The 23,371-nt window shown below is 68.9% G+C and carries 20 protein-coding genes; 9 read left to right on the top strand and 11 right to left on the bottom strand.

The genetic code is table 11. The annotated features are described in order from the left end of the window. The first annotated feature begins 7 nt into the window (after nucleotides 1-7). From ABE543_RS00520 to ABE543_RS00510, 3 genes are read left to right on the top strand one after another with little or no spacing between them, the layout of a single operon-like run. The gene (locus tag ABE543_RS00520; RefSeq protein ID WP_346475109.1) at nucleotides 8-2,185 is read left to right on the top strand and encodes a DUF802 domain-containing protein; all 2,178 of its coding nucleotides are present in this window, start codon (nucleotides 8-10) and stop codon (nucleotides 2,183-2,185) included. Continuing rightward, nucleotides 2,182-2,820: an OmpA family protein gene (locus ABE543_RS00515; protein WP_263174521.1), complete on the top strand. Its 639-nt coding sequence runs from the start codon at nucleotides 2,182-2,184 to the stop codon at nucleotides 2,818-2,820. Before ABE543_RS00520 ends, ABE543_RS00515 begins: the two co-directional genes overlap by 4 nt. Then, the gene (locus ABE543_RS00510; RefSeq protein WP_263174524.1) at nucleotides 2,810-3,187 is read left to right on the top strand and encodes a DUF2894 domain-containing protein; all 378 of its coding nucleotides are present in this window, start codon (nucleotides 2,810-2,812) and stop codon (nucleotides 3,185-3,187) included. Before ABE543_RS00515 ends, ABE543_RS00510 begins: the two co-directional genes overlap by 11 nt. Nucleotides 3,188-3,209: 22 nt before the next feature. Here ABE543_RS00510 and ABE543_RS00505 read toward each other — a convergent pair whose 3' ends face one another. The 9 genes from ABE543_RS00505 to ABE543_RS00465 form a co-directional block, all read right to left on the bottom strand. Then, nucleotides 3,210-3,968 (bottom strand): 2,3-dihydro-2,3-dihydroxybenzoate dehydrogenase, encoded by a 759-nt coding sequence (locus tag ABE543_RS00505; protein ID WP_128987976.1) that lies wholly within the window; start codon nucleotides 3,966-3,968, stop codon nucleotides 3,210-3,212. Then, complete coding sequence (locus ABE543_RS00500) at nucleotides 3,959-7,849, bottom strand: amino acid adenylation domain-containing protein (RefSeq protein WP_346475108.1); 3,891 nt, start codon at nucleotides 7,847-7,849, stop codon at nucleotides 3,959-3,961. The genes ABE543_RS00505 and ABE543_RS00500 overlap by 10 nt, the downstream gene beginning before the upstream one ends. Next, nucleotides 7,846-8,103: a phosphopantetheine-binding protein gene (locus ABE543_RS00495; protein ID WP_053517795.1), complete on the bottom strand. Its 258-nt coding sequence runs from the start codon at nucleotides 8,101-8,103 to the stop codon at nucleotides 7,846-7,848. Before ABE543_RS00495 ends, ABE543_RS00500 begins: the two co-directional genes overlap by 4 nt. Then, complete coding sequence (locus tag ABE543_RS00490; protein ID WP_053517796.1) at nucleotides 8,103-8,735, bottom strand: isochorismatase family protein; 633 nt, start codon at nucleotides 8,733-8,735, stop codon at nucleotides 8,103-8,105. The genes ABE543_RS00495 and ABE543_RS00490 overlap by 1 nt, the downstream gene beginning before the upstream one ends. Continuing rightward, a complete protein-coding gene (locus tag ABE543_RS00485; RefSeq protein WP_262218264.1) occupies nucleotides 8,735-10,381 on the bottom strand; it encodes an AMP-binding protein in 1,647 nt (548 codons plus the stop codon). Before ABE543_RS00485 ends, ABE543_RS00490 begins: the two co-directional genes overlap by 1 nt. After that, nucleotides 10,378-11,571: an isochorismate synthase gene (locus ABE543_RS00480; protein WP_128987973.1), complete on the bottom strand. Its 1,194-nt coding sequence runs from the start codon at nucleotides 11,569-11,571 to the stop codon at nucleotides 10,378-10,380. The genes ABE543_RS00485 and ABE543_RS00480 overlap by 4 nt, the downstream gene beginning before the upstream one ends. Beyond that, entirely contained in the window at nucleotides 11,568-12,764 is a 1,197-nt protein-coding gene (locus ABE543_RS00475; RefSeq protein ID WP_065182925.1) for an MFS transporter, read from the bottom strand. The genes ABE543_RS00480 and ABE543_RS00475 overlap by 4 nt, the downstream gene beginning before the upstream one ends. 152 nt (nucleotides 12,765-12,916) lie before the next feature. Continuing rightward, nucleotides 12,917-13,228, bottom strand: a complete 312-nt coding sequence (locus ABE543_RS00470) for a DUF3817 domain-containing protein (protein ID WP_164152567.1) — start codon at nucleotides 13,226-13,228, stop codon at nucleotides 12,917-12,919. A gap of 138 nt (nucleotides 13,229-13,366) precedes the next feature. Further along, nucleotides 13,367-14,302 (bottom strand): TIGR03571 family LLM class oxidoreductase, encoded by a 936-nt coding sequence (locus ABE543_RS00465; protein WP_164152566.1) that lies wholly within the window; start codon nucleotides 14,300-14,302, stop codon nucleotides 13,367-13,369. Between the two features lie 183 nt (nucleotides 14,303-14,485). On the opposite strand from ABE543_RS00465, the gene ABE543_RS00460 reads away from it, so the two are divergent. The 4 genes from ABE543_RS00460 (at nucleotide 14,486) to ABE543_RS00445 (ending at nucleotide 17,646) form a co-directional block, all read left to right on the top strand. Next, the gene (locus tag ABE543_RS00460; RefSeq protein WP_346475207.1) at nucleotides 14,486-16,006 is read left to right on the top strand and encodes a thioredoxin family protein; all 1,521 of its coding nucleotides are present in this window, start codon (nucleotides 14,486-14,488) and stop codon (nucleotides 16,004-16,006) included. 100 nt (nucleotides 16,007-16,106) lie between these two features. After that, complete coding sequence (locus ABE543_RS00455; RefSeq protein ID WP_346475107.1) at nucleotides 16,107-16,736, top strand: superoxide dismutase; 630 nt, start codon at nucleotides 16,107-16,109, stop codon at nucleotides 16,734-16,736. Next, the gene (locus ABE543_RS00450) at nucleotides 16,733-17,311 is read left to right on the top strand and encodes a flavin reductase family protein (protein WP_346475106.1); all 579 of its coding nucleotides are present in this window, start codon (nucleotides 16,733-16,735) and stop codon (nucleotides 17,309-17,311) included. Before ABE543_RS00455 ends, ABE543_RS00450 begins: the two co-directional genes overlap by 4 nt. Next, nucleotides 17,308-17,646: a tetratricopeptide repeat protein gene (locus tag ABE543_RS00445; protein WP_197571182.1), complete on the top strand. Its 339-nt coding sequence runs from the start codon at nucleotides 17,308-17,310 to the stop codon at nucleotides 17,644-17,646. The genes ABE543_RS00450 and ABE543_RS00445 overlap by 4 nt, the downstream gene beginning before the upstream one ends. Before the next feature lie 27 nt (nucleotides 17,647-17,673). On the opposite strand, the gene ABE543_RS00440 is transcribed toward ABE543_RS00445, so the two are convergent. Continuing rightward, entirely contained in the window at nucleotides 17,674-18,822 is a 1,149-nt protein-coding gene (locus tag ABE543_RS00440; protein ID WP_262100547.1) for an acyl-CoA desaturase, read from the bottom strand. A gap of 12 nt (nucleotides 18,823-18,834) precedes the next feature. After that, nucleotides 18,835-19,905 (bottom strand): ferredoxin reductase, encoded by a 1,071-nt coding sequence (locus tag ABE543_RS00435; RefSeq protein WP_263174543.1) that lies wholly within the window; start codon nucleotides 19,903-19,905, stop codon nucleotides 18,835-18,837. Nucleotides 19,906-19,998: 93 nt separating this feature from the next. Between ABE543_RS00435 and fabR the strand changes: the two genes are divergently transcribed. After that, nucleotides 19,999-20,655, top strand: a complete 657-nt coding sequence (gene fabR / locus ABE543_RS00430; protein ID WP_053517811.1) for an HTH-type transcriptional repressor FabR — start codon at nucleotides 19,999-20,001, stop codon at nucleotides 20,653-20,655. Nucleotides 20,656-20,985: 330 nt separating this feature from the next. Continuing rightward, complete coding sequence (locus tag ABE543_RS00425) at nucleotides 20,986-23,361, top strand: autotransporter outer membrane beta-barrel domain-containing protein (protein ID WP_346475105.1); 2,376 nt, start codon at nucleotides 20,986-20,988, stop codon at nucleotides 23,359-23,361. The last annotated feature ends 10 nt before the right edge of the window (nucleotides 23,362-23,371 follow it).

Below are 23,371 nucleotides of genomic sequence, written 5' to 3'. Positions count from 1 at the left end.
GAACACCATGTCCAGAACTGCTTTCCCTGTCGTTGTCTTCCTTGTCGGCCTGCTGGCCGTGTGCTGGATCGGCATCGGCTACGTTTCGGTGCACCCGTTGGGTGCAGCGGTCGCGGCGGTCATTGCCGCCTGCTACATCGCCGGTGGTGTGGAGCTGTACCGCTATCGCCAGGCCAGCGCGGGCCTGCGCGATGCCCTGGGCGATCTGTCCGCCGCCGAGGAGCGCCTGGCACCCTGGCTGGAGCGCGTGCCGGCAAGCCTGCGCAATGCCGTGCGCCTGCGCGTGGAAGGTGAGCGCACCGCCCTGCCCGGCCCGGTCCTGACACCGTACCTGGTCGGCCTGCTGGTGCTGCTGGGCATGCTCGGCACCCTGCTGGGCATGATGGACACCCTGCGCGGCACCGGCCTCGCCCTGCAGAGCGCCACCGACATGGCCGCCATCCGCGGCTCGCTGGCATCCCCGGTACAGGGCCTGGCCGTCGCCTTCGGTACGTCGATTGCCGGTGTCGCCAGTTCGGCCATGCTGGGGCTGCTTTCGGCGCTGTTGCGCCGGGATCGCCTGCAGGCCGTGCAGCAGCTCGACCGTGCCATCTCCGGCCCGCTGCACCCGTATTCGCAGGCGTGGCAACGCGCCGAATCCCTGCGACTGCTGCAGGCGCAGTCCGCAGCGCTGCCGGCCCTGGTCGACCGCCTGCAGGCGATGACCGGTGCCTTCGAGCAGCACAGCCTGGCGGCCAACGAACGGCTGCTGGCCGGCCAGGCCGAGTTCCTCAGCCAGAGCCAGGCGCTGCAGGAGCGCCTGGCGGCCTCCCTCCAGCAATCGCTGCGCGAAGGCGCCGAAGCCAGCGCAGCGGCCATCGGCGGTGCCCTGCAGCCGATGGCGGAAACCACGCTGGCAGGCCTGGCCAGCCACGGCCAGGCCCTGCATGCGCGCGTCGAACAGGCGGTGCAGCAGCAGCTGGCCGGGCTGGCGGACGGCTTCGAGCGCAGCCGCGTATCGACCGAAGCCAGCTGGACGCGGGTGATGGCCGAACAGGCCCAGGCACAGCAGGCGCTGGTGACCGACCTTCGCCAGCATCTGCAGGCCTTCAGCGCTGCCCAGGGTGCACACGGCGAAGCAGTGGTGGCACGCATCGGCGAACGGCTGCAGGCGGATGCAGACCGCCAGACCGACGCGTGGCGCACTGCGGCCGACCAGCAGCATGCGCTCAACACCACGCTGGTCGAGCGCCAGCAGCAGGCACTGGAGGCGGTCAGCCAGCATCTGGACGAACGGGCCCAGTCGCTGCTTCACGCGCTTGAAGAACGTCATGCAGCCAGCCAGTCGCTGCTGCAGGACCACGAGCAGCAGCGCCAGGCGCGCTGGGAGGCCGCCAGCACCCATCTGCAACAGGCCCACGCCGCGCTGCAGGCACAACTGCAGGCCGGTGACGAACAGCGCCTGCAACGCTGGAGCGACGCGCTGCACACCCTGTCGAACGATCTGGCCGAACGCCTGCACGCCAATGGAGAACGCCTGGCTGCGCAGCAGCAGCAGATCTGCGACACGCTGGCGGAGACCGCGCAGCAGATCGGCGAGAACGGCCGTGCCCAGGCCAGCGCAACGCTCGCGGAAGTCTCGACCCTGCTGCAGACGGCTGCCGCCGCACCGAAGGCCGCTGCCGACGTCATCAACGAGCTGCGCAGCACGCTCTCCGAGAGTCTGGTGCGCGACAACGCGATGCTGGAGGAGCGCGGCCGCCTGCTGGCGACGGTGCAGACCCTGCTGGATGCGATCAACCATGCCTCGCATGAACAACGCAGCGCGGTCGATGCACTGGTGGGCGGCTCGGCGGAACTGCTGGAGCGCGTCGGCAACCGCTTCACCGACCACATCGCGGCCGAAACCGGCAAGCTCGACGGCATCGCTGCACTGCTCGATGGCAGCGCCACTGAAGTCGGCCACCTTGCCGGCGCCTTCGGCGACGCCGTGGCCCAGTTCGGCGCCGCATCGGCCGAGCTGTCGGGCCGGCTGGAACAGATCGGTGGCGCGCTGGATGCCTCGCTGGCCCGCAGCGACGAGCAGCTGGCCTATTACGTGGCGCAGGCGCGCGAGGTGGTCGACCTGAGCCTGCTGTCGCAGAAACAGGTGATAGAGGAGCTGCATCAGTTGGCCGCGCGCCGCGGCAAGGCCGGCACCGCATGAGCGACGAGCTGGAGGTCGACGGCGGTTCGCACGCGCCGATCTGGGCGGCATTCGGCGACCTGATGTCGGTACTGCTCGGCGCGTTCGTGCTGATCCTGGTCGGCGTGGTAGCGGTCCAGCTGGAACTCTCGCAGCGGCTGGAGGATGAGGTCAGGCAGCGCCAGGCCGAAGCCAAGCGCCTGCAGACGCTGGAGCAGGCACTGGCCGGCCCGCTGGCGGCGGGCCGGGTGACGCTGGTCGATGGCCGCATCGGCATCAGCGGCAATGTGCTGTTCGCCCTCAATTCAGACCAGCTGCAGCCGGAGGGCCAGGAGCTGCTGCGCAGCCTGGCCGCACCGCTGGCTGCCTACCTGGGCAGCCGCGAAGAGATCCTGATGGTCAGCGGCTTCACCGATGATGCGCCGGTGCGCGAAGGCAACCGTCGTTTCGCCGACAACTGGGAACTGTCCGCGCAGCGTTCGCTGACGGTGACCCGTACCCTGATCGCCGATGGCGTACCGGCCGATGCGGTATTCGCCGCCGCCTTCGGCAGCGAGCAGCCGGTCAGCTCCAATGCCAGCGAGGATGGCCGCGCGCGCAACCGCCGCGTGGAGATCGCGCCGATTCCCAGGCCCAGGGCACCGGATGGCAGGTAAGCTGCCAGCGCTGGAGGGGCTGCGTGCACTGGTGCGCGATCTCGATGCGGGGTCGCGCTCGCTGGCGGACTACCCGCAGGTGCCGATGCTGCAGCAGGTGCAGCACGAGTGGTCGGAGCTGCGCAGTGAACTGCAGGTGCGCCGTTCGCTGCGCACCGAGGCCCCCGCCGACGGCGGCCCGCTGAACTCCGCGGTACTGGTGCAGCGCATGCTCGATTCGATGCAGGCCGCCAGCCCCGGCTATCTGCGCCACTTCATCGATTACGTCGATACCCTGTCGTGGTTGCAGGCGCTGCAGGACGGTGCGGCCAGCGGCGGTGATGCGGCGAAACCGAAGCGCGCGCGCAAGCCCCGCAACCCCGGTTGAGGCCCGGCCCTGCATCAGGGGGTCAGCCGCGCAGCGTGGCGCCGCCGTCGACGTACAGGTCACTCATCGCCACATGCCCGGCCTGCTCGGACAGCAGGAACATCACCGACTGGGCAACGTCCTCCGGCGTAGCCAGCTTGCGCAGGGGAATGCCGGCCTTGTAGGTGTCGAGGTTGCCGGCAATCACCCGCTCGGCACCGTACGCGTCTTCCCACATGCCGGTCTGCATGGCGGTCAGCGTCGAACCGGGTGCGACGATGTTGCAGCGGATGCCCAGTGGCGCCAGCTCCAGGCCCAGGCAACGGGTGAACATGGTCGCTGCCGCCTTCGAGGCAGCGTAGGCCGCCATGCCGTGACGCGGCACGCCTGCGGCGTTCGAGCTGACGGTGACGATGGCGCCCTGTCTGCGCGGTGACATCACCCGCGCCAGTGCGCGGCCGAGATGGAACACACCGTCAGCGTTGACCGAGAAAACACGGCGCCAATCGGCATCACAGGTATCCGTCACCGCGCCGACCTGCAGCACGCCGGCCACACTGGCCGCCAGGGCGATCGGTCCGATCTTCGCCTCTACCTGGTCGATGAGCGCATCGACCGCTGCGCTGTCGCTGACATCCAGCGCACAGGCATGGACGCGCTCGCCCACGATCGCGGGCGACTCGCGGTCGGTGGCCACCACCTGGCAGCCGGCGGCGACCAGCAGCTTCACCAGCGCGGTGCCGATCCCCCCGGCTGCGCCGGTCACCAGCGCCACGCGACCCTCAAAACCGGTCAACTGCATGTTGCGATCTCCTGTTGTTCATCCCGATGCCGCAGTCGCGCCGACAGCCATGGCGCGAGTTGCGCCACCGCATCACGGCCGGTCAGTTCGGCATGCAGGAACGGCAGTTCCAGCGCCTGCACCGTGCGCGCGTGCGCCTTCCACAGCGCCGACTGCAGCTGCGGTCGTGCCTGGTGGTCTCGCCCTGCGCGCACATGCACCAGGGTGCCGTCGAATGGCCGGTGGTGGTGCTCGCGGATCAGGCGGTTGGTTCCGGTGACCGCGCGCACCACGCCGTCCAGCACTACGTCGGGCAGGCTGCCCAGCGCACTGCCACCTCGACGCAGGAAGGCCAGGATGCGCTCGCGGCTGTCCAGTTCCGGGTGTGCGTCCGGATCGTGGCCGGCGATGGCCAGCAACGCCCGCAGCGCAGCGATCGGATCCGGCTCCGGCTCGGCCCGCCAGCATTCACTGGGATAGGCGTCGAGCAGCACCAGCTCGCCGACCTCGCGACCGATCTCGTGCAGGCGCACGGCCATCGCCTGGGCGATGATCCCCCCCACCGACCAGCCAAGCAGGTGCACCGGCCCGCGCGGCTGCAAGGTCACTACACGCTGCACGTACTCGTTGGCCATCGCCTCGATGCTGGCCGGCAGCGGCTGCGCGGCGTCCAGCGCCGGCGACTGCAGCCCGTACACGGCCCGCGCCGGTTGCAGCGCACGCGCCAGCGCGCGGTAATTCCAGGCGATGCCGCCTGCCGGGTGCAGCACGAACAGCGGCGGGGGTTCAGTCCCATCGGTCGTGGCCAACGCGATGACCGGGCCCAAGGCATGATCGGCCAGCATCGGGGGTTCGGCGATACGCCGGGCCAGCGCCGCCACCGTCGGCTCCGCGAACAGAACGCCGAGGCCCAGCTCGCAGCGCCAGCGCTGCTCGATGGCCAGCAGCAGGTGCACGGCCGAAAGCGAGTCGCCCCCAAGGCTGAAGAAGTCCGCATCCACCGCAACGGCCTGCTCAAGGCCCAGTGCCTGTGCGAACAAGGCGGCCAGCGCATGTTCCAGTGGCGTGCGCGGTGCGACACCGGTCATCCCGACCTGCGGAGGTTTCGGAAGCGCGCTGCGATCCAGCTTTCCGTTGGTGGTCACCGGCCAGTGATCGACCCCGACAAACGCCGACGGCACCATGTAGTCCGGCACGCGCGCCGCCAGGTGCGCGCGCACGGCAGCGGCGTCGGCCATTGCCGCTGGCACGTAGGCGACCAGCCGCGGCTCACCGGGAAGGTCGTGGCGCAGCAGCACGTCCACGCGCTCCATGCCGGGCAGTTCCCGCAGCGCCGCCTCGATCTCCCCCAGCTCGATGCGCAGACCGCGCAGCTTCACCTGATGGTCGCTGCGGCCCAGATACTCGACCGCTCCGTCGCTGCGCCAACGTGCAACGTCCCCGGTGCGGTAGATGCGCTCGCCCGCGAGGAAGGGATCGCCCAGGAAACGTCCGGCGGTGAGATCGTCGCGGCCCAGGTAGCCTCGTGCCAGCTGCACGCCGCCGAGGTAGAGCTCGCCCGCCACGCCCACCGGCAAAGGCTGCATGCGTGCATCGAGCACATACAGGCGGGTGTTCCAGACCGGGAAGCCGATCGGCACCGGGCGTGAGCGATCGCCTGCCGGGGCTGGCCAGTAACTGACATCCACCGCGGCTTCGGTAGGCCCGTACAGGTTGTGCAGCTGCGCGTCGATGCGGGCATGGAAGCGGTCGCGGAGCGAGGCGTCGAGCGCTTCGCCGCTGGTGAACACCCGGCGCAGCTGCAGGCCCTGCGAGGCCGGCGCCGCGAGGAAGGCGTCCAGCATCGACGGGACGAAGTGGGCGGTGGTGATGCCCTGCGCGCGGATCAACCGGCCCAGCTCGGTGGGATCACGATGCGCATCCGGACCCGCGAGAACCAGCGTGGCGCCGCACAGCAGCGGCAGGAAGAACTCCCAGACCGACACGTCGAACGTGGCGGGCGTCTTCTGCAGCACGCGGTCGTCTGCGCCGAAGCCGTAGTGCTCGCGCATCCACAGCAGGCGGTTGACGATGGCGCGATGCTCGATGACCACGCCCTTGGGTTCGCCGGTCGAGCCGGAGGTGTAGATCACATAGGCCGCATCATCCGGCGCCGGGTCCGGCCAGGGCGCGGCAGCCCCCTGTGCCATCCATTGATCGGGTGGCAGCACCGGCACGCCTGCGGCCCGGTGCGCCATCGTGCTGTCGGCCAGCACGCAGGCCGGACGCGCCGAGCGCAGGATGCGCGCCAGGCGCTCGTCGGGATGTGCAGGATCCAGCGGAAGATAGGCGGCGCCGGCACGCAGCACGGCCACCAGGGCGATGACCAGCTCCATCGAACGCGGCAGCGCGACCGCCACCACACTGCCCGGCCCCACCCCCAACGCGCGCAGCTGTGCCGCCAGTGCGAAGCTGCGTGCCTCCAGCGCGGCATGCTCAAGCGTTGCGTCGCCGCAGACCAGCGCCGTTGCCTGAGGGTCGCGATCCATGCCCTGCTGCAACAGTTCCACCAGTGTGGTTTCAGGCAATGGATGGGTGGTCGCGTTGAAGCGGTGAACCACCTGCGTGACCTCTGCCGCGGTGGCCAGTGGCACGCTGGCAATGTCGTCGGCATCCAGCGCCGCCGACACGAAATGCAGCAGCCGTTGCGCATGCGCCTGCACGTCGGCGTCGCTGTACAGGGCGGGGTTCGCCTCGATCTCCAGATCCAGCAGCGCCTGGCCATCACCGCGGAAGCCCAGCACCAGATCCTCCACCGGCCCGGTGCACAGCACCTGCAGCGTGGCCTGCACGCCGGGCAGCGCCAGCGGCCTGTAGAACGGCTGTATGTTCACCAGCGGGCCATGCAGGCGCTGCTGCGCACCGACCAGTCCCAGATCGCGCCGCAGCTGTTCGCCGCGATACCGGCCATGCCTGCGGCTCTGGCTCAACTGCCGGCCGATGCCACGGGTGTAGCTTTCGACACTGCCCTCGGCAGCGGCCACGCGCAGCGGCAGCACGTTCATCACCATCGCGGGCACGCGCGCCGACGCGTTTCCCAGGCGCCCCATGTAGGGCACCCCCAGCACCACTTCCTCGGCCGCACTCATCCGCCGCAGGTACTCTGCCGCAAGTGCGGCCAGCACATCCGGCCACGGCTGCAGCCAGCGCACCGATGCCTGCAGCAGCTCTTCACGGAAGGCGGCATCCAGCGGCTGCACCCAGCGCAGCGCGTCATCACTGGCGGCGGCGATGCCGGCCAGACCAGCGGCGGCCGGCGCGTCCCGCAGGTGGTCGCGCCACCAGGCGCCGGCCATCTCGCGACGCGGATCGATGCGGTATGCCGCATCGTCGGCCAGTACACCGGCCAGGGGCGGCAGCGCATCGCCGCCGCGCCCGGCGTACAGCGCGCAGACACGATCGCTGAACAGTGCCATGCCATAGCCATCAGCGGCGAGATGGTGAACGCGCAGGTACCAGACCCAGCGCTGGCCTCCCAGTGCGTAGAGCACCTGCTGGCTGATCCGGTCGCGGGTGGGATCGACCGGGCTCAGCCGGTCGGCCCGCATCGCGGCGTTGGCGTCGGCCACCGGATCGGCAGCGCTGGAAAGATCATGGACTGCCAGCAGCGGTACATGCGCCGGCTCATGCCATTGCAGCGGCTGGCCATCGCTGCCTTCCGTGAAGCGCAGTGCGAGCGCCTGCGCCTCTGCCGCCGCCTGGTTGGCGGCGGCCGTGAACGCCGCCACGTCCAGCGCGCCGTCGATCCATACGGCATGGGCCGTGTTGAATGCAGGGTTGTCGGGAGCCAGGCGCTGGGCATACCACAGCCCCGCCTGGGCCTCGGTCAATGCCACCGGTGAGGCTGGCGCTGCACCGTTCATGCGCCTTGTGCGGCCTGCAGCCGTTGCACCACCTGCCACCACTGGCGCAGCGTGGTGTGCTCGGCCAGCTGCGAGAACTCCAGCGGAAGGCCAGTGTTGCTCCACGCAAGAACGAGGCCGAGCATGCGCATCGAATCCAGGTCGAGATCGATCAGGTTGTCGTCATCGCCGATGTCGGCCGGCTCGCATTCGAGCACGCGCGCCACGTCCGCGCGCATCCGTTCCAGGTCAAGCACATCGCCCGTCCTATCCATCACAGTGTCTCCAGCAGCTGGCCGGTGGTCATCGGTACGCCACAGGTCCGTGCGATCCAGTGCAGCGCCTGCTCATGATCGGCGCGCGAGAAGTCGGCGACCGCATCCGCGGCGATGAATGCCTCGATATCACGCTGGAAGGCTTCGACCACGGTCGCGGTGCAGCCGATATGCGCATACACACCGGTCACCAGCAGCTGGTCGCGCCCGCGCGCGCGCATCAGCGTCTCCAGGTTGCTGCGCTGGAACGCGCTGTAGCGATGCTTGACCAGTACGTGCTCGCCCGGCTGCGGGGCCAGCGCGGTGATGATCGGCTCATGTTCCTCACTCCGGCGCATGCCGGGTCCCCACAGGTCGGCCTGCAGGCCGCGGTCGCGCCGGTCCTGATCGCCATGCTGGGCGGTATAGAACACGGGAATTCCCTGCGCCCGGCAATGCGCCAGCAGGCGCGCGACGTTGTCCACGGCGGGGCGCAGCGGCTCGCTGTCCGCGTCGAACGCTGCCAGGAAGTAGCGTTGCATGTCGTGCACCAGCAACGCGATCCGCTCGCGCTGCGGGTGCCAGGGGCCGCGCGGCTGTGGTAACTCGCTGGCGGTCGGCAGGGAATATGAAGCAATGCGGGGCAGCGCCATCAGCGCGTTCCTCCTGTCTGTTGCAGATGACGCGCACGCAGCTGCGCACGCAGTTCGCGGCGGCTGATCTTGCCGACCGCCGTTGTATCGAAGCTGTCCACGAACACCACCTGGTCCGGCACCTTGAACGACGCCAGCCCGCGCCCGCGCATCCAGGCCTTCAGTGCCGGCGCCGTGATCGGCTCGCCCTGGCGGATGACGAAGGCGCAGCTGCGCTCACCCAGGTATTCATCGGGAATGGACACCACCGCCGCATCGAACACACCCGGATGGGCCAGCAGATGGTCTTCGATCTCCTCGGCGGAGATCTTCTCGCCGGCACGGTTGATGTGGTCCCCGGCACGCCCCTGCACCACCAGATATCCCCCGGGCAGCTGCTGCACGCGGTCGCCGGTGCGGTAGAAGCCGTCGTCGGTGAACGAGCGCGCGTTGGCTGCGGCATCGTTGTGGTACCCACGGATGGTGTACGGGCCGCGGGTCAACAGATGTCCGATCTCGCCCTCGGCAACCGGCTGATCGTGGTCGTCGACCACACGGACTTCGTCGTCAGGGCTGATCGGACGTCCCTGGCAGGCCACCACCAGTTCCTCGGGATCGTCGAGGCGGGTGTAGTTCACCAGGCCTTCGGCCATGCCGAACACCTGCTGCAGCGTGCAGCCCAGGCCATCGATGACGCGCCGCGCGGCCTCCGGCACCAGTTTTGCGCCGCCCACCTGCAGCACCCGCAGGCTGGACAGATCGTGCTTCGTCGATGCCGCTGCCTGCGCCCACAGCAGGGCCAGCGGCGGCACCAGCCCACAGCAGGTCACCTTCTCGCGTGCAATCAGCGGGAACGCGACATCCGGGCCCGGCCCCGGACTGAGCACCACGCGGGCACCGGCATACAGCGCACCGAAGAAGCCCGGCGAGCTCATCGGAAAATTATGCGCGGCCGGCAATGCGACCAGATACACGCTGTCGCGGTCGATCCCGCAGATCGCGTTGCTGGCACGGAACGAATAGATGTAGTCGTCGTGCGTGCGCGGAATCAGCTTGGACAGGCCGGTGCTGCCACCTGACAGCTGCAGGAACGCCACCGACTGCGGATCCGGGTCGGCCGGCAGCTGGCTGCGGTCGCCCTGCAGGTTCGCCAGCCCGACGAACTCCTCCGCATCGCCGTCGATCACCACGTGGCGCAGGGCCGGCACCTCCGCCTGCAGTGCCCGTGCCAGCCCGCGATGATCGAAACCCTCGTGCACATCGGCGGTGACAAAGGCACTGGCCTCGGCCTTCGTGGCGAAGTGCACCAGCTCGGTGATGCGGTGCGCGGGCAACGCGTACACCGGTACCAGGCCGGCGCGGAACAGGCCGCAGACGGTGGCGATGAAGCCGGCGCTGTTGCCCAGCTGCACCAGCACCCGTTCACCGGGCTGCAGGCCCAGCGCCAGCAGGCCGCTGCCGATGCGCCCGGCCTCGTGCCACAGCTGCGCATAGCTCAGTCGGACATCACCTGCCACCACCGCGATGTCATCGGCGTAGCGTTCGGCGCGCTCGCGCAGGAAGGCCGGGAAGGTCTCCCCGCGCCAATGCCCCATCCGGCGATAGTGGGCGACCCGGTCTTCGGGCCATACCTGCCGCAATGGCAGGCGGGAAGGAAATCGGCTCATGCGAGGGGCTCGGTCGGGGGCGCGGGCTCACTGACGCCCAACGCGTTCAACAGGGCAGCAAACTTCGCTGCGGTTTCGGCCACTTCGGCCTGCGGCTGCGACCCGGCGACGATGCCGGCGCCCGCATACAGGCGCAGCTGCGTGCCCTGCAGTCGTGCGCAGCGGATGGCGACGTACCAGTCGCCGTCGCCCTGCGCGTCCAGCCACCCCACGGCACCGGCGTAGAAGCCGCGTGGAACCGGCTCCAGTTCGCGGATGCGCTGCAGCGCCGCCTGCTGCGGCGTGCCGCATACGGCGGGCGTGGGATGCAGCTGCGCCAGCAGGGCGGCGGCCGGCACCCGTGGATCCTTCAACGTGGCATGGATGCGGGTTCCCAGGTGCCACATGGTGGCCGTGGCATGCAGCACCGGCCGCGCCTGCGCATCGATATGGCTGCAATAGGGAGAGAGGCCATCAACGATGGCCTCGACCACATGACGGTGCTCGTCGTGATCCTTGGCCGACGCCAGCAGGGTCTGCGCGGCACGCTCGTCCTGCACCGGATCCGCACTGCGCCGGGCTGAGCCGGCCAGCGGGTGCGACAGCACCTGCGCGCCGCGCTTGCGCAGCAGCAGCTCGGGCGTCGCCCCGACCAGCCATGCCGGGGCCTGGCCCAGCTCCACCGGCAGTGGCACCGCGTAGGTCGCCACCGACGGATCGGCTCCCAGTCTCGCCAGCAGCACATCGGGCGTCAGGGCGTGGCGTGTGTGTGCCAACAGGCTGCGCGCCAGTACCACCTTGTGCAGGTCCTGTCGGGGATCACGCAGGGCCTGCACTGCCCTATCCACCGCTGCGGCGTAGTCGTCCGCCGAAGGTTCGGCCTGCACGACACCCTCCAGCGCAGGCGCAGCCTGCGGCTGCACCGGCAACGCAGGCAGCACGCGTTCGGGCTGGTACAGCGCATCGTCAGCACGTGGTTCGAACGGAATCGCTCCGACCAGCAGGCCCGGGCCGCCCCGCTGCTGCGCGAAGAACGCAGCCACGCGCCCGGCCAGCGTCACCAGCGGACCGGACGCAAGCGCCGCACGACAGCCACGCGCATGCACATGCTGCCCTGCATGCTGCAGCAGGAACAGCGTGGGGTCATCCGCAGCCGGCAACGGCAACGGCGCCGTCTCCTGCCATGCATCGTCCCTGAGCGAATCGTTCATGTCGCCTCCTTCATCCGGTGCGCTGCCGCCAGCACGCACAGCAACAGCAGCAGCACACCGACCAGCAGATACGGCAGGCTCGGCCCGCCCCGATACAACAGCGTGCCGAGCATCGGCCCGACCACCATGCCCAGCCCCTGTGCCGCAGCGACCGTTCCGGCGGCGGCACCCTGTTCGTGTGCCTGCACCGCGTCGGCGGCCAGCGCCTGGAACGACGGGAACACGAAGCCCATGCCGAATGCCGCCAGCGCATAGGCCGCCGGCAGCTGCCAGGACTGCTGCACGGCGGCTACCGAGGCGAAGCCGATACCGGCGATCAATGCACCCAGCACGATCCAGCGCCGCGGTGGCACCTCCAGCTTCATCACCAGTGCCTGCGCCAGGATCAGCCCGACGCCCACAGCGGTCAGTGCGATGCCGGCCATGCGCGCGCCTTCAGCCGCTGCCAGGCCGAGGCGATCGATCGCGAAGAAGCCGACCGTCACCTGCGCGATGGTCACCGACACCATTCCTAGGAACGCGGCCAGTTGGGGCAGCCGAAGGCGCCGGTCCAGACGGCGCAGGGGCGTCCGTCGTGCTGACGATGCCGCCGCTGCCGGCGCCGTCGAAGGCAGACGCCACGCCAGCAATGCCAGCGCCAGCAGCGGCAACAGCGCGGCCACATACAGCGCCAGCGAAAGATGCGTGTAGGCCAGCCAGCCTGCTGCCGCTGGGCCCAGCACCATCCCCAGTGCATTGGCACTGCCCAGACGGGCGAGAAACTGCGTGCGCTGGCCGGCCGGCGCCTGGTCGGCGATCAAGGCTGCGGCCGTCGGTGGCACCGCGGCATAGAACAGCCCGATCAGCCCGCGCGCGCCCACCAGCACCAGCACCGACACAACCACCGGCGGCGTGACCTGCAGGGCCACATCGATGAACATGGCGAGCGCGAGGTAGACGCCGGTGTACGCGCCCATCGCCAGCAGCAGCACGCGCTTGCGACCGATGCGGTCGCTGAGTTGGCCCCAGCGGCGAGCCGCCAGCATCCACAGCACGCCGGCGGCCGTCACCGACAGGCCCGCGTGCCATTCGGACAGGCCCAGCAGCCGGACCACCGGGCCGATCACGGCGACGAAAGACATCATGGCCATGGTGCCGATCAGGGCCGCCAACACCAGGGCCGGCAAACCGGGAACGACGGGACGTGCGTGCATGGAACACCAGCCGTGACAGGGAAGGACGGCAGAACGCCAGCACGACGCTCCGCCCGATGCCGCCACGTCACGCAGCGGCATCACCCTTAAATGATAACGGCTCGTATTTGCATTTGATACCCATTCAATTGAATGGACCCGCAACAGCCGTGTCAGCGCGTCACACGCGGCGACAGCAGGCCGCGACGGCGGAACCACCACTCCAGCGGCAGCGTGACCAGCGGCGGGACAGCAGCAAGCAGGGCCAGCGCGCTGGCCCACCATGGCCAGCGCAGGCGCACTGCGGAGAACAGGGTCACGGCCACGTACACCAGGAACGCCACGCCATGCAGCGGCCCGAACACCTTGACCAGGGCGACGTTGGCCTGCGGGCCGTACTTCAGCCACATGCCCACCAGCAGGCCGGCCCAGGTGATGGCCTCGATGAAGGCAACCACGGCGAACAGCCGTCCGACGGGGTGCATTGGATTGCCTGGGGTCACATCGGGCTCCTGCAGGGACAGAAGATGCGAATGATACGCAGATGCGAACGTTCAGGACACCGTCGGGTCACACCCGCCCACATCGGTAGCGCCGGGCCATGCCCGGCGGGCGCAGCACAGCTACCGGGGGATATGCGGCAACACCCGCTCCCCGATCTCGCGCAGCACGGCCTCCACCGGCCGGCCGTTGTCGACCAGATTGAACATCACATGCGCCACGCCCTGCGCATGCACGCGCAGCAGATAGTCACGCAGGCCATCGCGGCCGACCTTCAGGCCAAGCGGCAACGGCTCGGCGGGTGCCTGCGGGTCCGCCTGCAGGTCCAGCAGCATCGACTGCACGAACGGTCTGCCCGCCGCGCCCTGTTGCGCCAACGCCTGCTGCCACAGACCGATGCGTCCCTCCTGGGCAGCCTCCTCGCGGTGATAGGTGGCCCATCCTTCAGACTCCCGGGCGATCCACTGCAGGCTCTGCCTGGCGGTCCCCACCACCAGCATCGGAATGCGCGCGGCCGGCGCAGGCAGCACGTCGAAGCCTCCGGTCACCTGCAGCACGGCGGCCCGCTCGTGTGCCTGCGGCGACAGCGCCGCCCGCAGCAACGACCAGCGCTCACGGAACGTCGCGGCCCTGCCCTCCAGATCCTCGCCGAACGCGGCGAATTCCTCCGGGCGGTCACCCGAACCCAGGCCCAGCACGAAACGCCCGCCGCTGATGCGGTCCAGGCTCAAGGCCGACTTCGCCACCTGCAGCGGCTGGCGCAATGGCAGCACGATGGCCGCACTGCCAACCACGATGCGCTCTGTCGCGGCGGCCAGCATGCCCAGCCACAGGAAGGGATCATCCAGCGCGCTCGCGGTCGCCTCCGGTCCCTGCGGCACCATCAAGGGCACGTCGCGCGTCCACAGCGCGGCAAAGCCGAGGTCATCGGCCAACCGGGCGATACGCCGCGCCTCATGCGGATCGGCCAACCCGTGCGCCGCCACCGGCGTCATCAGTCCCAGGCTCAGGCCCTGTTCTGCAAACAGCGCAGCGTAGGCAGAATTGAAATCGCTCATGCTGTCAGCTTAGCGTGGAGCCCTGCCGCAGGTGCGCGCCAAGCCGGTGGGTTCAATGGGGTGGTGTATCGGCAGAGGGTGCGGGCGGCGGACGTCATGCCCTGCAGCGCACCCTTCATGAGCAAACTGAATCAGCAGCCTCTGCGGTCATTCCTACAATGGCCTGTCACCCTGCCCTTCGAGATGCTGCCGATGCGCGTCGCGCTTTCCGTGTTGCTGCTGGCTTCGGCGCTGAGCGCCTGCACCCCGGCCCCGGTTTCCACCGCCAACTCCGCCGAGGCCCCCGCACCGGCGTCCGCCATCGCCTGGCGCCAGGGCGACGTCGACGACGCCTTCGCCGAAGCCGCCGACAGCGGCAAGCCGGTGCTGCTGTACTGGGGTGCGGTCTGGTGCCCACCGTGCAACCAGCTCAAGGCGGGTCTGTTCAAGGACCCGGCCTTCATCGCGCTGACCAGCAAATTCGTTCCCGTCTACCTGGATGGCGACGAGGAAGGTGCGCAGGCCTGGGGCGAGCGCTTCGGCGTGCGCGGCTATCCGACCCTGATCGTGCTGGACCCACAGCGCAACGAAATCACCCGCGTGGCCGGCGGCAACGATGCCGCCGAACTGACCCGGGCACTGACCGTGGCCGCAGGCCGCCGCAGTGCCGTTGCCGCCACCCTGGCCACCGCATTGACGACGCCGGAGCAACTGGCCGCCGAAGACTGGCAGGTGTTGGGCGACTACGGTTGGGAAGTCGACGCCAACCGCCTCGCCGGCGAACGCAACAGCCAGGACGTGCTGCGCCAGCTGTCCAAGGCCGCACCGGAGGCCGCCCTGCAGCGCCGTTTCGCTCTGCTTGCCTTGGCGACAGCCGAAAAGCCCGATGCCTCGCCCACCGAAGTGCGCGAGCTGCTGCAGGCCGTGCTGGCGCACCCCGCGGAGGTACGACGCAACCGCGAGCTGCTGGGCTATGCGGGCGTACAGCTGGTCAAGCAGGCCAGTACCGGGCCCGCCACCAGCAACACCCTGGGACAGCAACTGCTGGTCGCGCTCGAGCGCGCAGACGCCGAGCGTGGCGACCGCGCCGACGACGCGTTGTCGCGTGCGCTGACCGAAGTGTCGCTGGCCCGCCAGCAACAGCCCAAGGGCGCACTGCCCGCTACTCTGGTTGATCGGGTCAAGCAGCGCGTGGCCGCCGCCGATGCCGCCGCCACCGATGCGCATGCACGCCAGGCCACGATCAGCAGCGCGGTCTACGCACTGCGCCAGGTCGGCGACGACGCCGGCGCGGAGTCGCTGCTGCTGGCCGAGCTGAAGCGCAGCGAGCAGCCGTACTACTACATGCCTGAGCTGGCCGAACTGGCCGAGCAGCGCGGCGACACCGCCGGTGCGCTGGAGTGGCTCAAACGTGCCTACGATGGTGCACAGGGCCCGGCGACCCGCGTGCAGTGGGGTGTGCTGTATGTGGAAGGCCTGCTGAAGCTTGCGCCGGACGATGCGCCGCGCATCGAGCAGGCGACCGCCTCGTTGATCGCCGAACTGGAGGCACAGCCGTCGGGCTACCACCAGCGCACCCGCCAGCGCTTCGAACGCCTGGCCGGGCAGCTGAAGGCATGGAGTGGCAAGCACCAGGGCGCGCAGACGCTGGCGCGGCTGCAGCAGCGGATGCAGCAGGCGTGCGGCAATCAGGTGGATGCGGCGTGCAGGGATTGGCTGGGTTGAGGGGATGAAGGCGCAGGCGGGTTGACCTCAACCATTGTTGAGGTGCGATAACAGTCTCCCCACGGCCAGCCCGCTGGCCTTCGCTACGGAGACTGCTTCGATGTCGTACTCGCTTCCCCCGCTCCCCTATGCCTACGATGCCCTCGAACCGCATTTCGATGCGCGGACGATGGAGATCCACCACAGCAGGCACCACCAGACCTACGTCAGCAACCTCAATGCCGCGGTCGAGCAGGCCGGCCTCGCCGAACAGCCGGTCGAGGCGCTGATCGCCAGCCTCGATGCCGTGCCGGAGGCCCAGCGCAGCGCAGTCCGGAACAACGGTGGCGGCCACGCCAACCACAGCCTGTTCTGGACCGTGCTCAGCGCACGCGGCGGCACGCCCGATGAGGTGCTGGCGGCGGCCATCGACCGTGACCTCGGCGGCTTCGATGCCTTCAAGGATGCCTTCAGCAAGGCGGCGCTGACCCGCTTCGGCAGCGGCTGGGCCTGGCTGACCAGTGATCGCGATGGCCGCCTGCGGGTTGAAAGCAGCGCCAACCAGGACAGCCCGCTGATGGGCGCGGCGGCCGGCCTGTCCGGCAACACGCCGATCCTCGGCCTGGATGTGTGGGAGCACGCGTATTACCTGCATTACCAGAACCGCCGTCCGGACTACATCGGGGCGTTCTTCAACATCATCGACTGGGCCGAAGTCGGTCGCCGCTACCGCCAGGTGGGCGGCGCATGAGCGCCGGCACTCCCCATTACGCCGGGCCGTGGGCAGGGGTCTTCCCCGCCCCGGCTCCGGTACCCTCGGTCAGTCTGCCGCCGCGTGCATTGCGGCAGCTGCTCGGCCACTTCCCTACCGGCGTGGCCATCGTCTGCACCCGCGACGCACGGGGCACACCGCTGGGCCTGACCATCAATTCCTTCGTGCCGGTGTCGCTGCAGCCGCCGCTGGTACTGTGGAACCTGGCCCTGCACGCACAGAGCCTGCAGGCCTTCCAGCGCGCCACGCGCTTCGCGATCAGCGTGCTGGGCGCGGACCAGGAAGCACTGGCGCGCACGTTCGCCGATCCCCAGGTGCGCAATCGTTTCGACGGCGTACCCCTGCTTCCAGACGAAGACGACGCGCCGCCGCGCATCGCCGGCGCGGTCGCGCACCTGACCTGCACCCGTCATGCGCAATGGCCTGTGGGTGATCACCTGCTGCTGGCCGGCCGCATCATCGAGATCAATGAGACCGGCGGTGCGCCGCTGATGTTCCACCGTGGCCGCTTCCTGCCGGGGCCGCTGGACACCCTGCGGGAGGTACAGACATGACCATCGAGGCACTGGAGGACCTGCTCGCCAACGGCCACGACAGCGCGCTGCTGCGCTTCGGGCTGGGCAAGGGTTGGCTCGACGCCGGCGATCCGGCGCGCGCGGCGACCCATCTGGGCCACTGCGTGGCACTTGATCCGCAGTACTCGGCGGCGTGGAAACTGCTGGGCAAGGCCTGGCTGGCGGGTGGCCAGCCGCAGGCGGCGCGCGAGGCATGGCAACGCGGCCTCAGCGTGGCCAGCCACCAGGGCGATGAGCAGGCTCGGAAGGAAATGCAGGTGTTTCTGCGCCGGCTGCAGCGCGAACAGCCGGCGCCGCAGGAGAGCGCGGGCTGAGCCGGCCGCACAGGCCGGCCGCATCGATCAGCCCGCGTTGGCCGGTGCCGGCGCCGGCATGATGTCCGGCATCGGCAGGCGGCGCGGCTTGCTCGGGAAGGCATGCCGCAGGATGCGCCACACCACCTGGCCGAACTGCCGTGGCAGCGAACCGTTGTTGTAGTGCTGACCGTAGCGAAGGCAGATCTCCTTCACTTCCTTGGCGATGGCCGCATAGCGGTTGGCCGGCAGATCCGGATAGAAGTGGTGTTCGATCTGGTGGCTGAGGTTGCCCGACAGCACGTTGATCAGGAAACCACCGCTGATGTTCGACGAGCCACGCAGCTGGCGCAGGTACCAGTGGCCACGCGATTCGTTGCGCAGGCACTCCTTGGGGAACGTCTCCGATTCAGCGGTGAAGTGGCCGCAGAAGATGATCACGTAGGTCCAGATGTTGCGCAGGCCGTTGGCGACCAGGTTGCCCAGCATCACGGTCAGGAAGAACGGGCCGGCCAGCAGCGGGAACAGCACGTAATCCTTCAGCACCTGGCGCAGCATCTTGCGCGCCACCGGACGGGTCTGCAGCCACATCGCGCGGCTGCTGATGCGGCCCTTCAGCCAGCGCCCCAGGCGCAGGTCCTGGGCGGCCACGCCCCACTGGAACAGCAGCGCGAAGATCGGTGCGATGATCGGCTGCAGCAGATAGAACGGCTTCCAGCGCTGTTCCGGGAAGATGCGCAGCAGGCCGTAGCCGATGTCATCATCCATGCCACGCACGTTGGTATAGGTGTGGTGGCGGAAATTGTGGGTCTTGCGCCAGTTGTCGGCGGTGGCAACGATGTCCCACTCGTAGGTGTTGCCGTTCAACTTCGGGTCGCCGGTCCAGTCGAACTGGCCGTGCATCACGTTGTGGCCCAGCTCCATGTTCTCCAGGATCTTCGACAGCGCCAGCATGAGCGTGCCAGCGATGGCGGCCGGCCACAGCAGCGGTGCCCACAGCAGCGGCGAGAACGCCGCCAGGAACAGCAGGCTGCGGCCGCCGACGCCGAACCAGCGCACGGCAGCGGCCACGCGCCGGATATAGCGCGTATCGGACGCGCCGAGACTGCCGATCACACGATCGCGGATCGCGTCGAGTTCCTGGCCGAAGGCGTTCATTTCGGCAGGACTCAGGGCACGGTCGGTAGCGCGGGTCATGGCAACGGTTCCTCAGAGATCCAGGGTCAGGTCGGTGGTCGGCGCACTCACGCAGATCCGTACGGGCTGTGCCGCTTCGGAATGCGTATCGCCGGTGCGCAGATGGCGGGTAGCGCCACTGACGCGTTCACAGCTGCAGCTGTTGCAGATGCCCATGCGGCAGCCGTGCCGGGGCTTGATGCCCTGCGCTTCCAGGCTCTCCAGCAGGGAGCGGCCGCGCGGCACGCGCAGCTGGCGCCCACTGCGTGCCAGGGTCAGCGACACTTCGCCTTCGCCGTCGGCATCCAGCAGCGGCGCGGGCGGCGTGAAGGCTTCCGCCTGGAAACCGGCCACCTGATGCGCAAGGCGGCGGCGCGCGGCGGCAACGAAGCCGTCCGGGCCACAGGCCAGTACATGGCGCTGTGCCAGCGGCGTGTCATCGCCGGGAATCTGCAGGGCGTGGGTATCGATGCGCGCGGCCGGCACCTCGCCCTCGCGGGTGGTCAGCAGGTGCACGCGCAGGCCCGGCGTCGCTGCCGCCAGCGTATGCAGTTCGTCACGGAACTGGATGGCGGCCGCTGTGCGTTCCCAGTAGAACAGGTCCACCGGCGCGCCCAGCGGTCGCTGGCAGGCCTCGCGCAGCAGGCTGCGCATCGGCGTGATGCCGCTGCCCGCCGCCAGCAGCAGCACCGGCGCGGCGGCCGGCATATGGAAGTCACCGAAGGCGGCATCGATGCGGAACAGGTCACCGGGCCGCGCCTGGTTCACCAGGTGCTGGCTGACCCGCCCCCCTTCCACGGCTTTGACGGTAATGGCCAGTTCGCGGCCACTCAGCCGGGTCGGGCTGTAGCTGCGCTGCCATACCCGCCCCTCAAGCTCGACGCCGAGGGTGACGTGCTGGCCGGCGCGCATGCCGGCCCAGTGCCGGTTGCAGCGCAGGATCAGGGTGGCCGCGCCCTCGCCCGCTGGTTCGCGTCGGACCAGGCGTGCCAAGGGCTCGCGCAGCGTCCACAACGGATTGATCTGGCCGGCCCAGAAATCGAACAGCGTGGGCGACAGCCAGCGGTGCAGGGAAAACGGGGACGGACGGACGACAGCGCTCATGGCAGCCACTATACGGGCGCACATACACCTGTGTATACACGTGTATATTGAACCGGATTGGGTATGATTCAGCCTTGCCCCACCGGAACCCTCATGGCCGCTGCCACCGTCCTGTCGATACCCGAAGATGCGCAGAGCCCGGCCCGCCGTACGGTGAGCCGCGAAGATCTGCTGGCCGCAGCCCTGAAGCTGATCGGCCCGCACCGCAGCCTGTCCACCCTCAGCCTGCGCGAGGTCGCGCGTGAGGCAGGCATCGCGCCGAACAGCTTCTACCGGCAGTTCCGCGACATGGACGAACTCGCCGTGGCCCTCATCGATGTGGCCGGCCGCTCGCTGCGCACCATCATCGGCGAGGCGCGGCAGCGCGCGACCTCCTCCGCCACCAGCGTGGTGCGGGTATCAGTGGAGACCTTCATGGAGCAGCTGCGCGCAGACGACAAGCTGCTGCACGTCCTGCTGCGCGAAGGTGCGGTCGGCTCGGATGACTTCAAGCACGCCGTCGAGCGCGAGCTGCACTACTTCGAGGAAGAGCTGCAGCACGACCTGGTGCGCCTGGCGGCCCTCGACGGCGCGGTGCTGCATGCACCGGAACTGGTGGCCAAGGCGATCACCCGCCTGGTGTTCGCGATGGGCGCCACCGCGATGGACCTGCCGCCTGAGAAAGATCCGGAACTGGTCGAACAGATCTCAACGATGATCCGCATGATCATCGTCGGCGCCCGCACCCCGGCCGCCTTCCGCCGCGGCTGATCGCACAGGTGGCCATGCGCCACCGCGCTGCGATGTTGCGCCGCAGCATGTCTGCCGGTGCCGCCGGGGCGATTGCGTGACTCACATCACGATTTAGATCGGTGAAAGTGTTCTCGCATGAGCCTGACGGGCGCTTCATGCCGTTTTCACTTCGCGAGGACTATCCAGCACCCACGAATTCCGCAGCTGAATAGGCCAATGCGGGCTGCAGCTGGATGGAAAACGTTGCAGGTGTTTCAGACGAATTGCATGGCTCTTCGGGCCGTCGCCCCGCAGAGTGCCGCCTCCGGCCTGTGGGGACGGGCCCATCCAACGTTCTGGAGAGAAACCATGTACACGATGAGATCCGCTTCACGCGCCCTGCCCGCGCAGGTCGCTCCGCTTGCGCTGGCCCTGGCGGCCTGCGTCGGCGTGCCGCTGACAGGTCATGCCCAGTCAGTTTTTGTCCCGGCCGGCACCACGCTGACGGTGGATCCGGGAAGCCCCTATGAGGGCCGTGATTTTTCCGTCCGCGGAACATTGAACCTCAATGGCGTCAATGTGGGTCGCGTGGGTGCCAGCGAGGGGGGCGTCGTCAATGCGACGGACACGACCATTACCAGCAATGCGTCGGGAGCGGGAGGATCGATAACCAACTCGCAGGGCCGCTTCCTCAGGTCGGAGATCGTCAATACGCATGCCAGCGGCTTCGGCTTTACAACCAGCGCGCTGATTACCCCCACCCCTCAGCCTCTCAGCTTCGTCCAGTTCATCGACAGCAAGGTGTCGGGTGCCGCCATTGGTGCTCAGGCCAGTGGGGGCGGCACCATCGTTGCCGAGCGCTCGACCTTCTCGGGAGCCATCGGCATGCGCAGCCTGGCCGGCTCGATCGAGCTGCGTGATGGCTCCGCCGCCACCGGCAGCGACATCGGCCTGCTACTGGCGAACTCAAGTGCGAGCCAACCCCCCTATGCGGACCCTGCGGACTGGCATGTACTCGTGGATGGATCACGCGTGGAGGGCACCGCCGGTCCCGCCGTCAAGGTGAGAATGGAGATTGGCCGTACGCCCGAGCTGGCGCGCCTCACCGTCCAGAACGGCGCAACGCTCATCGGTGGCAACGGCAATCTGGTGGAAGTCGACCCCGATCTGGCACTCGATTTCACCGCCCGCACGTCCACCCTCAACGGCAACTTCGTCATCGCCGATACCGCCAGCACGACCCTGCGCTTCCTCGATGGGCTGGTGCTGACCGGACAGATCACCGGCCCGGCTGAGGTGATCGTCGACCAGGGCGGACGCTGGACGCTGTCCGGCGACAGCAGCACCGGCAACCTCACCCTCGGCGCGGGCAGCCACATCCTGCTCGGCGCGGAGGGTCAGGCGGCGTATCCGCAGTTGACCGTCAATGGCGATTACACCGGCAACGGCGGCACCCTCCATTTCAACACCGTGCTGGCCGGCGACGCCGCCGCCAGTTCGCGCCTGCATGTGACCGGCGCCACCAGCGGCGCCACCAACGTCATTGTCAACAACATCGCGGGCGCTGGCGCGCAGACGGTCGACGGCATCCTGCTGGTCCAGGTCGATGGCGCCAGCAACGGCAGCTTCGCGCTGCAGGGCCGCGCCATCGGCGGCATGTACGAGTACTTCCTGCACAAAGGCTCGGCCACGACGGCCAACGGCAACTGGTACCTGACCTCGGCCTACACGGGCAATCCATGCGATATCAATCCTTCCCTGCCGGAGTGCGATCCGGAGGATCCGGTGATTCCTCCTCCCGATCCTGACCCCGATCCCGAACCCGTGCTGCGCCCGGAGCCCGGTGCCTATCTGGCCAACCAGATCGCGGCCGAGCAGATGTTCCAGGTACGCCGCCACGATCGCGGCGAACCGGGCTTCGACCGCGCGCGCCCGGGAACCTGGGTGCGTGGTGGCCGCGATCAGATCCAGGCCAGCATTGCCGGCCAGGTCGATGCTCGCACGCATCTCAACGTCCTGCAGCTGGGCAGCGATCTGTGGCGCTGGAGCGACGGGCGCGGCCAGGTGGGCGTGATGCTCGGCACCGGCGACGCCACCACCCGCGCAGTCTCCATGCTGTCCGGCTATGGCACCCGCGGCAGGATCAAGGGCAAATCGGCAGGCGTGTACCTGGGCTGGGTACAGGATGCACAGAGCAGCGGCGGTCTGTACGTGGACGGCTGGGTGCAGGCTGCCCGCTTCGACAATGATGTGCAGGGCGAGGGCATTGCGGCGGAAACCTACGATGCGGACGTCCGCAGCGCGTCGCTGGAGCTCGGCTACGCCTGGGCGATCCGCACCCGCGAGGCCAGCACTCTGTACCTGCAGCCGCAGGCACAGCTGACCTGGACCGACTATGACAGTGACAGCCTGGTTGAGGACAACGGAACGCGGGTCGAGGACGGCCGCAGCATCGGGCTGAACAGTCGGCTGGGTGTGCGTCTGTTTGGACAGAGCACCCTGCGCGGCAATCGCGTGCAACCCTTCCTGGCGGTCAACTGGCTGCGCGGCCAGCGAGATCCCTCGATGCGCTTCAATGAAGAGCTGTTGAGCGCCAAGACGCCCGACAGCCGCTACGAAATGCAGGCGGGCGCGCAGCTGCAGCTGGGGCAACGCTGGAGTGCCTGGGGCGACCTGCGCGTGCAGCGCGGCGACAGCGGCTATCGCAACCACGGTGCACAGGTCGGCCTGCGCGCCGCCTGGTGACACCCGGCGT

This window comes from Stenotrophomonas sp. TWI169 (genome assembly GCF_039674705.1).
Lineage (GTDB): Bacteria > Pseudomonadota > Gammaproteobacteria > Xanthomonadales > Xanthomonadaceae > Stenotrophomonas > Stenotrophomonas maltophilia_P.
This window is presented reverse-complemented; position numbering and strand designations above follow the sequence as displayed.